At 40.9% G+C, this 11,552-nt stretch carries 11 protein-coding genes and 1 riboswitch; of the genes, 1 reads left to right on the plus strand and 10 read right to left on the minus strand.

The window, feature by feature from the left end:
• Positions 1-118: 118 nt before the first annotated feature.
• Both GOU96_RS15155 and GOU96_RS15160 read right to left on the minus strand, forming a co-directional pair.
• Entirely contained in the window at positions 119-853 is a 735-nt protein-coding gene (locus tag GOU96_RS15155; RefSeq protein ID WP_258503723.1) for a chromosome partitioning protein ParA, read from the minus strand.
• A 16-nt stretch (positions 854-869) separates the two neighbouring features.
• Positions 870-1,028 (minus strand): hypothetical protein, encoded by a 159-nt coding sequence (locus GOU96_RS15160; RefSeq protein WP_000251901.1) that lies wholly within the window; start codon positions 1,026-1,028, stop codon positions 870-872.
• A gap of 310 nt (positions 1,029-1,338) precedes the next feature.
• Positions 1,339-1,438, plus strand: a riboswitch (glycine riboswitch).
• Positions 1,439-1,530: 92 nt separating this feature from the next.
• On the opposite strand from GOU96_RS15160, the gene GOU96_RS15165 reads away from it, so the two are divergent.
• Entirely contained in the window at positions 1,531-2,901 is a 1,371-nt protein-coding gene (locus GOU96_RS15165; protein WP_258503721.1) for an alanine/glycine:cation symporter family protein, read from the plus strand.
• Positions 2,902-2,973: 72 nt separating this feature from the next.
• Here the strand turns inward: GOU96_RS15165 and GOU96_RS15170 are convergent, their stop codons facing one another.
• The 8 genes from GOU96_RS15170 to GOU96_RS15205 all read right to left on the minus strand — a co-directional run.
• The gene (locus tag GOU96_RS15170; RefSeq protein ID WP_000236673.1) at positions 2,974-3,612 is read right to left on the minus strand and encodes a LysE family translocator; all 639 of its coding nucleotides are present in this window, start codon (positions 3,610-3,612) and stop codon (positions 2,974-2,976) included.
• Between the two features lie 87 nt (positions 3,613-3,699).
• Complete coding sequence (locus GOU96_RS15175; RefSeq protein WP_267783074.1) at positions 3,700-4,437, minus strand: DUF2931 family protein; 738 nt, start codon at positions 4,435-4,437, stop codon at positions 3,700-3,702.
• A 144-nt stretch (positions 4,438-4,581) separates the two neighbouring features.
• Positions 4,582-5,325 carry a hypothetical protein gene (locus GOU96_RS15180; protein WP_267783073.1) on the minus strand — a complete coding sequence of 248 codons (744 nt, stop codon included), beginning with the start codon at positions 5,323-5,325 and terminating at the stop codon, positions 4,582-4,584.
• On the minus strand, positions 5,325-6,050 hold the full coding sequence (gene tsiV1 / locus GOU96_RS15185; RefSeq protein WP_324701996.1) for a type VI secretion system immunity protein TsiV1: 726 nt from the start codon (positions 6,048-6,050) through the stop codon (positions 5,325-5,327). The genes GOU96_RS15180 and tsiV1 overlap by 1 nt, the downstream gene beginning before the upstream one ends.
• Positions 6,050-6,760, minus strand: a complete 711-nt coding sequence (locus GOU96_RS15190) for a hypothetical protein (RefSeq protein ID WP_267783071.1) — start codon at positions 6,758-6,760, stop codon at positions 6,050-6,052. Before GOU96_RS15190 ends, tsiV1 begins: the two co-directional genes overlap by 1 nt.
• A complete protein-coding gene (locus GOU96_RS15195; RefSeq protein ID WP_267783069.1) occupies positions 6,757-8,796 on the minus strand; it encodes a lipase family protein in 2,040 nt (679 codons plus the stop codon). Before GOU96_RS15195 ends, GOU96_RS15190 begins: the two co-directional genes overlap by 4 nt.
• A 2-nt stretch (positions 8,797-8,798) precedes the next feature.
• Positions 8,799-9,626, minus strand: a complete 828-nt coding sequence (locus tag GOU96_RS15200) for a DUF4123 domain-containing protein (protein WP_267783068.1) — start codon at positions 9,624-9,626, stop codon at positions 8,799-8,801.
• A gap of 11 nt (positions 9,627-9,637) precedes the next feature.
• The coding region (locus GOU96_RS15205; protein ID WP_267783067.1) for an actin cross-linking domain-containing toxin at positions 9,638-11,552 on the minus strand (1,915 nt) is incomplete at its 5' end.

Genomic DNA, 11,552 nt, shown 5'->3' on the forward strand with positions numbered 1-11,552 from the left:
GACGACGGTGGCTTTTTTGTATCTTCAGAATGCGATTCACTCTAGAGAGTGAAAAACCGAACGCTCAAGTCATGTAACGAAAATAATCGCTTTAATTCAGCCTGATAGATTAAATCACTTATAAACCTATCTCTTCTGAGAGCGCCTTAATCTCTTCCAGATCCATTTGATGCACACGGATCATCTGATCAATTTGGCTTACCCGTGAATTCGCTTCATCTTGTTTATCACAGGCATCCGACTTCGCATCCCAAGATTTCCCTTCAAGGTAAATGTCACACTCTTTTTTCAGTACTTTGAGCTTGGGAACCAGAGAATCGCGCTCTTTTTGCAATCCCTCGAGTTCTTGTTTGATTTTTAGTTCTCGTTGGAACAACTCTCGAGAACGCTCAAGCATGGTCACTTGCATATCGGCTTGACGATTAAGCTGATTGTTTTGTGTATTGGCCAGTTCCAATGCCATTTTCTGCTCGTTCAGTTGCTGTTCTAAATTAAGATTTTGCTTTTCGAGTTCAGCAACGTATTTATCACGCTGTACAGCCTCTGCCTGCCACTCTTCTCTTTGCTTCTCTAAAGCCTGATCCATTTTATGTTGCCACTTTTCCTCTTGATTTTGCTCAGAAAGCTCAGCCGCTTTAGAAACTTCTGCTTTCGCATTATTGAGTTGCTCAAGCTGGTTTTGTAGTGCTTGGTAAGACGTCTCCCAACGACTGGTGGTGACAGAGGAACCAATCAGACCACCCAAGGCAATACCTAATACCGCAGCAATCGCGATATAGAGATAGCTCTGTTTATCTCTTCGTTCGATAACAACAACTTCTTCGTTGTCGTCAAACTCATTATGTTTATTCACGCTCGCTCCTCTTGCGTCAGCGAATCAGTTCAGAAATCATCAAGAAGGCCGTATAGGTGACAAAGGTCGCCAAAATGACGATAACGACCCCCTTCTGCAATTTTTCATTGGTACGGTAGCGAATCAAGACAAACGCTAATGCTATCAGTAAGGCTATTGCAATTAATCTCACCATCTCCCGCCTCCAAGCGTGATTATCTTATAACACTTATACGTAGTTTAACGTCAGAGAAAAGTGGATTAGCAAAAGACTTGCGCAACATTTCATCAGTTGATTTCTTTTGTAGGTGACATCACATTTTCTTTTCGCTAGTATCCGCCTTGCAAATCGTTTTATTCAAGACGATTGTTCCGTTGAAGACTGCAGGAGAGTGGTTGTTAACCAGATTTTAACATCTGAGCCAAATAACCCGCCGAAGAAGTAAATCTTTCAGGTGCATTATTCTTAGCCATTTATTGGCAACGAATAAGCGAGGACTGTAGTTGGAGGAACCTCTGGAGAGAACCGTTTAATCGGTCGCCGAAGGAGCAAGCTCTGCGCATATGCAGAGTGAAACTCTCAGGCAAAAGGACAGAGGAGTGAAAGGCCAATCTTTTAGTGAGCTAGCTAGAGCTCTGCTGTGCATTTTTCGCACCCTTTCTCTCTTCTCCTTATGTTTATTTTTTAAGGGGAAATCATGAATAACCTGCAATCTTTTCTGCAAACTGTTGATAGTTTAGTGTGGGGTCCACCACTGTTAATTCTTCTGGTCGGCACCGGTGTCTATTTCACCTTCCGCTTAGGCTTACTGCAATTTCGACGCCTACCGACGGCTTTAGCTATGGTATTTGGCCGCGAAAAATCTTCAGACAAACAAGGTGATGTATCAAGCTTCGCCGCATTGTGTACTGCTCTTTCTGCCACCATTGGTACAGGAAACATCGTAGGTGTTGCGACCGCAATCAAACTCGGCGGCCCAGGTGCCCTGTTCTGGATGTGGCTCGCCGCCCTGTTTGGTATGGCAACCAAATACGCAGAATGCTTACTCGCGGTGAAATATCGCCAAGTGGATGACAAAGGGCAAATGGTCGGCGGGCCAATGTACTACCTGCGTGATGGTGTGGGTTCAAAAACACTGGCAGTATTATTTGCAGTGTTTGCCGTAGGGGTTGCCTGCTTCGGTATTGGTACTTTCCCACAAGTGAACGCGATCTTAGATGCCACTCAAATCTCTTTTGGCGTCCCTCGTGAAGCCTCTGCGGTGGTACTGACCGTACTGGTTGCCATTGTCACTATCGGTGGTATTCAATCCATCGCTAAAGTGGCAGGAAAAGTGGTTCCTGCGATGGCGCTGTTTTATATCGTCGCCTGCTTAAGTGTGATTGTTACCAATGCGGACAAACTCGCAGACGCCGTGGAATTGGTGCTGGTATCCGCGTTCACCTCGACTGCTGCGACAGGTGGCTTCTTAGGTGCGAGCATTATGCTCGCGATTCAATCGGGTATTGCTCGCGGCGTGTTCTCCAATGAATCTGGCTTAGGCAGTGCGCCTATGGCTGCGGCTGCGGCGAAAACTGACTCCTGCGTTGAGCAAGGTCTTATCTCTATGACGGGGACCTTCTTCGATACCATCATCATCTGTACGATGACTGGCTTGGCTCTCATTCTAACGGGCGCTTGGCAAAGCGATCTTTCTGGTGCAGCGATGACCACCTACGCTTTTGCCACTGGCTTAAATGCACAAACTATCGGTCCGATGCTGGTTTCGATTGGTTTGATGTTCTTTGCCTTTACGACCATTCTGGGTTGGAACTACTACGGCGAACGCTGCATGGTGTTCTTATTCGGTACCAAAGCGGTATTGCCTTATAAAATCGTCTTTATTGGTTTGATTGCCTCAGGCGCATTCCTACACCTCGATTTGATTTGGATTATCGCCGACATTGTAAATGGTTTAATGGCCATTCCGAACCTTATTGGCCTTGTTGCCTTACGCCATGTGGTCGTAGAAGAAACGAAGCAATATTTTGCCGCGCGTTATCAATACTCCGAAGCCCAAGTTCAATAACACCTAGTCGGTCTAAGCACAAAGAAAAAGCGCCCAACGGCGCTTTTTCTACTTTTAAACCTTTATTACAAGCTAGGCTTGAGGTTTCTCTAAGAGAAGTTTGATACCTAATGCGACCAAAACAACCCCCGTTGTACCTTCCATCCAACGCATAAAAGAAGCGTTTTTCAGAAGGTTTTTAGCGCTACTCAAAGCACCGGCTAAACCACATTGCCATACCATCGCAATCGCAAAATGAATCAACGCCATCAGCAAAGATTGCGCTAACGGTGAATAGTCAGGATTAATGAATTGAGGCAGAAAAGCTAAGTAAAAGACGGCAGTTTTCGGGTTCAGCACATTCGAGAGGAAACCTTCACGCAGCGATCGGGTTAAGCGAAATTGTGCATGAGCTAGGCTAGCAACCTCAATGCCCTGCCCTGTTTTCATTAATGATCGTAAGCTCGAAATACCCAACCAAATCAGATAAGCCGCTCCCACCATTTTAACGATTTGAAATAGCTCAGCCGATTGAGCAAGAATCGCAGAGATACCAATAGCAGAAAAAGTGGCGTGAACGAATAAGCCAAAACAGATACCCAAGCTAGTCGTGCATCCATCGGCAAACCCAGCCCGCGAAGTGTTACGGATCACCAAAGCAGTATCAAGCCCCGGTGTTAAAGTCAAAATAGTAATAGCGATAAGAAAAGCTTCGAAATTCTGGATAACCATATCTATCCTTGAAGGAAAATCAGCAAGCCTTTCTTATACCGCAAAGCCTCTCATGTGTCTTATGAAGATTTTTCAACTCACGCTAAGTTACTCGCCAAGCGTTTTAATCTCATTGATGGAATAGACTTTATTTACTTTATCCCAAGGGATAGGCTCTAGCTCAACACCTGCATCCTTAGCGCGTTGTTGGATATTTCTAAGATAAGAAGATTCTTTATATGTATCGGCTTTAAACCCATTGCTATCACGATCAGGAGTTTGGTCAGGAGCTAACTCCGTAAGATAAATAGTCTCTCCGCAATCACTCAACCATACCTTCGCTCGCCCATTGGGCAGTAAACCAAAGACAAATCGGGTACGATAACAAGATTCAAAGACAGCTCCATCACTTCGAGTGTAACTGACCTCTGTCGCACTCAACTGTTTTACGTTGTCAGGAATATCATATTTAGTAACATAAAACTTATTATCAAATAAAGAAACCCAATGTACGTAGAGCGTATCAGGAAGATGATTAGTACCAATACCAATTTGGTTTCTGCTTGTAATACCTAATGCATGTGGAAGCCCAAATCCGTCATACTTTGGAAATCTATTACGTATATATTCAATATCGCTATCACTCATACGGGGGATAATATTATGAATTAATACAGTCCAGTTTTCTTTTTCATTAACACCATAGATTTGAGTGATTTTTACTGGATAGAATGAGGGCATTGTTACACCAACTCGCCACGTCCATGGCTGCTCTATTTTATATACTGGATTGGTTGAGCAAGAGTTCAGTAGAAGTGCCGACAACAACAAAATCAATTTTTTCATTTTACTTCCTTAATTGTATTATCAGCTAACTATCATTCACCGCATGGTGGTGTTTTATCTGGTTACAGCATTAAAAAAATGATAATTATGAGCTTAATGGAAAATTATTAAACTCATAATTTGAAAAATATAGAGCTTCCGACATTAATTACCAGCAGATATCACTGCTGTCTTTTGTTCTGAGGACAAAGGATCTGACCGATAGTTTTCACCGGCTAAAATATCGTAATGAATCACGGTGTCATTATTGAATTTCGAAAAATCGTAGTAGATGGTGTAAGCGTTGAATTCTTCATCTTTAGTCTTTTTCTTTCCATCGACATAAAAATGACAACCAATGGCTCCTGCCCACTCTTTTCTTATACTTTTAAATATATCACTATTGCAATTATCTGCTGTAATCAATGAGTTTAGATCAACCTCTCGATTGTAATATTCTCTGCCTGCTGGAGAAAATCGCAACTGAGCAAAACCTACGGTATCAAAATCATTATGAGCTTGTATGGAAAAGTCTCTTAATTCCACTATACAATTTTGTGAGTTCTTATACGTTTGGTATGGAATTCTAAATTCAAAATTTGAACCATCTTTAGCAAAATCATGCGTAATCTTCTGGCTTATTTTTCCTCCTTGATGGGCTTTTTGACCAAATAAATTGTAGGAATAAGCTTCACACTCATCTCCTGTCACCCAAAAATGAGTCCACACTTCTAAATAAGCATCTATAGGCTTTTTGCCTGATATAGTAATATAGGACTCATCAGGTTCATCACCCCAAATATTAGGTTGAGAAGTCTGGTAATAATCATACCCAAGGAAAAATAATGCAATGAATAGTGCAATAATTGATATTCTTTTTATCCTAATGATATTAGATATAAATATCACTATTGCGGCCCCTTCTCTTTATCTAATGGCTCAGATCGATAGTTTTCACCAGCTAAAATATCGTAATGAATCACGGTGTCATTATTGAATTTCGAAAAATCGTAGTAGATGGTGTAAGCGTTGAATTCTTCATCTTTAGTCTTTTTCTTTCCATCGACATAAAAATGACAACCAATGGCTCCTGCCCACTCTTTTCTTATACTTTTAAATATATCACTATTGCAATTATCTGCTGTAATCAATGAGTTTAGATCAACCTCTCGATTGTAATATTCTCTGCCTGCTGGAGAAAATCGCAACTGAGCAAAACCTACGGTATCAAAATCATTATGAGCTTGTATGGAAAAGTCTCTTAATTCCACTATACAATTTTGTGAGTTCTTATACGTTTGGTATGGAATTCTAAATTCAAAATTTGAACCATCTTTAGCAAAATCATGCGTAATCTTCTGGCTTATTTTTCCTCCTTGATGGGCTTTTTGACCAAATAAATTGTAGGAATAAGCTTCACACTCATCTCCTGTCACCCAAAAATGAGTCCACACTTCTAAATAAGCATCTATAGGCTTTTTGCCTGATATAGTAATATAGGACTCATCAGGTTCATCACCCCAAATATTAGGTTGAGAAGTCTGGTAATAATCATACCCAAGGAAAAATAATGCAATGAATAGTGCAATAATTGATATTCTTTTTATCCTAATGATATTAGATATAAATATCACTATTGCGGCCCCTTCTCTTTATCTAATGGCTCAGATCGATAGTTTTCACCAGCTAAAATATCGTAATGAATCACGGTGTCATTATTGAATTTCGAGAAATCATAGTAGATGGTGTAGGCGTTGAATTCTTGATCCTGACTTTTTCTCTTACCATCAATGTAGTAATAACAACCAAATCCGTTTGTCCATCTGTTGTATTTTTCAGAATAATAAGGCTCACAATCTTTTGCTTCTATCAAAGAACTAAAAGATAGCGTTTTATCATTGGTTACTGTTGGTCTGTAAATACGTAACTTTGCGAAACCGACTTGATCAAAATCATTTTTTGCTTCGACTTCTATTTGATGTAATTTCATATCACAACCAGATGAGATAAAATTATGAAAAGGAAGCCTTAGCTCATAGCTATCATTACTTTCCGAAAAGTTATGTTCAAATAATATATCTGCTTTTCCTCCTTTCCTTTTCTTTCCATCTGAAGCACTCCAAGAAAATGATTTACATGTTTCACCACCGCCAAAAAATGTACCATAAGCGGTTACCTTTGCATCTGTCGGTTTTTTCCCTCGAATCACAATATATTGATCTTCTGAAGAGGATCCAAACGGTGGCTGGCGACTTTCATACCATTCAGCTAGTGGATAAACCACGTAAAACATAAATATGAAAAATCCAATAACTGCGAAGATGACTTTAAATCCAGTCTTCATTGTAACTGTTCCTTGATAACGGTATTTATGTCATTTTTATCGCCAAACAATAATGATTCTCTTGGCAATTGTGAAGGATTATTTATTAACAAATTTAGTTCTTTCTTCGTCCGCTGCAAATTTAAAATTATTTTATTCGTAATACCTTGCTCTAGCCTTAAACTGAGTCTTTTCGCTTCCCCAACATGATATGGAATACTCAAACTAGCAGCAAGTTCATGTGAAAGCTGGTGATAAGCCTTTTTAAGATTAGCTTCCGTATACTCTAACTCATCACTTGCCTCTTTATATATATTAGATAAGGAATCGTCCAATAATATATTAAGTTGTGATTTTAAATTTGGTATATATTCTGACATCCTGTGATCTAACCCTGAATCGATAATGGTGCTAGCATAGCCATTAATGTCAACGTTTTCCTTACGCAGTGAGTCAGCTAAAATAAAAGAGTCATCCTGTTTATTAATCATAAACGTCATACTTTTAATATGCGTTTGATAAGGCGTAAGCAACACTTGCTTTATCTTTTTTGGTTGGTGTTTTTCAATACTATAGGTTAACAACTGAACCAAATTGCCATGATGGTGATAGTTATCATTGTCGTCATCAGTAACTCTATTAAATAGTGAATCAGCCACATAGAGTAAAGGAGAGGTACCTTTTAATATTTTCAATGATAGAGGATCATTACTTTCTTTTTTAGAATTTGTATTCATCCATTTAAATGGGATTTGTGGCACTAAATCATGATTATTAACATGACGATAGTGAATAATATTATTAAATTTAGCAACAAAGGAATGAGTACCAGTCCTTGGCATACCGTAAGTAAACAATCTCAAACTATTTGGCTTATAGTTTTTTTGTATTAAAGCAGAAATAACCAGCGCACCAGCCCCACCTAAACTATGACCGCAAATATAGATATTTTTATCTGAGTGGTATTTAACGATATCATCAGATAAAGGAATCCATAGACCTCTTGCATATTGATAAAAACCTTTATGTACATAAGTATTATCTAATTCGAGTATTGGTATTTGAGATACATCTAAATCAGATATAATATCTTGATAACCTGGAGACTGTAACAAAGCTCGGACGCCATCAAGACCTTCGATTATTCTAAAGGCTACGGGGTTTAATACTTTAATAGGCTTTGTTGTATTTTTATCGGCTAATTTAACAATTTCTTCATTTCCGAAATATGTTTGGGTTCCACGCACCCCAATAATAGCTATATCGTTATTGCTTATAATATAACCTTCACAACCAATAAGCTTATCGTTATAAAATTTATATTCCAGATGCTTAGAATAGGGGATCTCTCGTAACAGCCAAGTCTCTTTCGATGAGGCACAATATTGAGGCCTATTACCTTGCTTTAACTGCTTGATGATGAAATCAATTCCTCCCTCTTTTAAGCTTGGATTTTCACCATCAGGAATACCAAATTCATCACTCGCATAAGCCAACTGAGACAACAACGCAAAAGTATAACTATTCACCAAACTAAACTCATCGGTATCAATAATCACTGGCATATAGCTGCGTAGCGCTTTGATTTCAAAAACATAGGTCTGGTTATGACTGAGTCTAAACCCAGCTTTCTCAGCAGAGGCATTGACATCTATCCCTTTATGCTGCTCTTGTAAAAACTCATCTTCTGGTGCTTCATCCCAGAAATCACCAATAGTGGTAAAGCGGTACTGCTTCGTATCTTTATCTGCGGCGTCAAGTTCTGCCGCAGCACGTTTTTTCACTGGCGACTCTTGTCCCTCTTTACGGCTGGCATATTTTTCGACTTCAGTTAACAGAGAAGCTTGGCTTACAGAAGCACGCCATTCCCCAGCCGCAATCTTGCCAAACAACACCTTACCCGAACTTGTGGTTTGCGTGTATGTGTTAGAGGGGGCACTTTGGCTCGTAATCGTAACTAGCAAACCATCTATCGGTTCATCATTTTCACTCCGAAACTCTAGCTCTAACCAGTTTTCCTCAGGGTTACACTGCACGCAATAATTAAATGAATCCATGGTTATCCCTTTAGTTCAAATTGACGGGTTAAAGCATGCAGAGCGAACTGAGCTTCTTCGTTGTTATAGTCTTGTAGGAATTCAATCATGCTAGGCTGAGTCAATTGTTCGACACCGACAACAGCAACGATAGCGGCACTTAACACACGATATGTTAAGGTTTGTTCAGGAGCAGAGAGAAATGGAATGAGCATGGAAGCGATATCACGTCCTTGAATTAAGTGCTTGTTCATCACTTTTGGAAAATGCCGCCATAGCCAAGATTCGAGGTTAGATTGAACAAGAGGCAAATTCTCATGAGCCTCCAAATAGTGTCGTTTGATCACCCACCACGTTGTCTTTTTGACCGTAAACTGAGCGTCTGATGTATTGGTAAATGAGACTAACCGATTTTTCTCATGGCTATCGAACACGACTAACTGATTTATCTTACCTAAGAACTGATTTTTTTCTATTTCATCCATTCGTTCAAGCATAGGCAAAATGACCTGCCTATCATAAAAACGAAACAGTACTTCTTCGCCTTCCAGTGCTGCAATCAAAAGGCTTTGGAGATGACTTAATAACTCTGTGGAGGGACAGGAGCAACTTAGGAATATACCTTGTTGTAAGCACTCGTAGTCGATATCCGATACCATATCAGAGACAGGGACTAACCAAGGCGATAACGCCATCACAGGGGCAAAGGTCTCTCCGTGGAAAACAACTTGTGTACCATCAAATACAATTCCACTGTTATTCGCCACCGCCTGTTTAAACGTTGAATGATCAGCAAGCCAATAGACGTTTGATGTCTGTTCACTCAACCATTGTAAAAGCATCTTTTCCATTCCATTTTCCACTAAGCAATAATGCGTTGCCATTCTTGAGGATTATGCTCTTTAACCCATTGTGCTTTTTGATTCGCGGAAGCAATTTTCTTCGCATTTTTAACGGGAGGTTGATTCATGGAGTCTCGGTAGCTTTGGTACCATTTATCAAATGCATCGCCACTATTTTGCACAAGCGATTCTACTTGTTGAATTACTGTTTTACGCTTCATAGGATCAAACTGATCGAGTAACTTCACTTCTGACTTAGTTGTCGATTCTGTTTTAGGTAAATAACTTTGCAGTTCATTCGGAACAGTTCTGAACTCAAACAAAACCGCCAATTCCGGACTATGTTTATCACCGACCGTCGCATTATTAATACCGTGTCCGGCTACTTCACCACCATCTTGGAAATATTGAAATACATTTTTCGACAAACTCTCAGAATAGCGAGACTGCAATTGAGGCTTGATATGTTTCATAACCGCTTTTGCATCACTCTTACTGAGTATTTCTACTATTTTGCTTGGTTTTGTACGTGGCAATATTTCCCATGCATTTTTTACTTTTGGATCCGTTAATCCATTCGCATTTGGAGTAATTTGCTCCGACATGGGGTCCCATTCATTGATGTAAATACCAAACTTCTTCGCTAGCTCTGCTGTTTTTAAATAAATAGACGTCAGATAAGCAAATACGTTTGCAGCTAACTCTTTATCATCCAAGTTTTCTGCGCTCGTTAGAGATGCAAATTGGCTCTTGAGTGATTTCTGATACCAAGGTGCCGATTCAAGTAACCTTAATTCTGGCGTTGCACTCGTCCCGAAACCTTTAGCAGCAACACCCACTGTGGCTTGCTGTCCACTTGGTGTCATCGTGATTGTTTGACCTTGAGATTCTGCAGAAATCCCATTGCCCGCAGCAATCACATGCTTCGCATTAGTGATTTCGATAACAAAGCGTCCGTCTTCACTTTGAATAGGAGCTAATGGTTGATGATTGGACTGGTCGATATGCGTAGTAAAGTGGGTTGCTAACCACAACATGGCTTGTTTGCGTGTTTCAACGGCAGCTTTATCGTCCATTTCACAAGGGTAGCTCACCAACTCTACTGTATGCGTCTGCCAATTCTGATAATTTTTTCCATCTTGTAATGAAGGTGGCCGCTGATACGAACCTTGGTTCATGTCTTTCGTTAACATAAACAGCGCATCACCTTGTGCACTTTTCACGTAGCCAAATTTCTGTGCCGAGTTGGCTGGCATAGCCACCACTAGACCAGCTAACTCATTCTCAATGCCAATGGATGACTTCGGGAAATGTGTTGGAAAATCCGGCGTTGCCTTAGTGGATCTTCCAAGATTAGGCTGCGCGTTAGCGGTTGGCTGTGGATTCATTATTGGTTGTGGTGGCGCCATTGGCGGAGCAATCGGTGGTGGTGGAGGCGGCGCGATACTATTCACCGCAGGCATTGCTTCTTGAGCGGCTAAAGGACACACCTTCACCGCAGGAACATTCGCTTGTTCGGCCTGTAGCAACGCTTGGTAAGAGATGGTTTGCGGTGGAGCCAGTGTCACGGCAGACTCTAAGCCGCCCGGTAAGGCGGGCATGGCACCGCCAAAGCCGCTACCACTTCCGGCACTGCCGCCGGAATTGAGATTGACCAAAGCACCGGACAGATGCACTCCAGCCGGATCGACTTTAACAAAGCTGCCGCCCGCTTTAACGGTAATCTCGGAGCCCGCTTCAATCACGACTTTCTGTCCCGCTTTCACATGGATCTCTGTACCCGCTTCATTGACCCAAACTTTGCCCGCTTTCACATGCAGCGAGCCTTCAATACTCAGCACTTGCTCGCCAGTCACCGCTTCTCGACTTTCCCCTTCCACCGTCAGGTGTTGGTTGTGCTTAATCTGAGTGAACTGGTCATTTTCAACGGTCAGG

Source organism: Vibrio sp. R-1 (genome assembly GCF_035615595.1).
Classification (GTDB): domain Bacteria; phylum Pseudomonadota; class Gammaproteobacteria; order Enterobacterales; family Vibrionaceae; genus Vibrio; species Vibrio cholerae.

Coding starts and splice junctions, on each gene's coding strand:
- GOU96_RS15175 (WP_267783074.1), bottom strand. CDS start 4,437: ATGAAAAAATTGATTTTGTTGTTGTCGGCACTTCTACTGAACTCTTGC.
- GOU96_RS15190 (WP_267783071.1), bottom strand. CDS start 6,760: ATGAAGACTGGATTTAAAGTCATCTTCGCAGTTATTGGATTTTTCATA.
- GOU96_RS15165 (WP_258503721.1), top strand. CDS start 1,531: ATGAATAACCTGCAATCTTTTCTGCAAACTGTTGATAGTTTAGTGTGG.
- GOU96_RS15195 (WP_267783069.1), bottom strand. CDS start 8,796: ATGGATTCATTTAATTATTGCGTGCAGTGTAACCCTGAGGAAAACTGG.
- GOU96_RS15170 (WP_000236673.1), bottom strand. CDS start 3,612: ATGGTTATCCAGAATTTCGAAGCTTTTCTTATCGCTATTACTATTTTG.
- GOU96_RS15200 (WP_267783068.1), bottom strand. CDS start 9,626: ATGGAAAAGATGCTTTTACAATGGTTGAGTGAACAGACATCAAACGTC.
- GOU96_RS15160 (WP_000251901.1), bottom strand. CDS start 1,028: ATGGTGAGATTAATTGCAATAGCCTTACTGATAGCATTAGCGTTTGTC.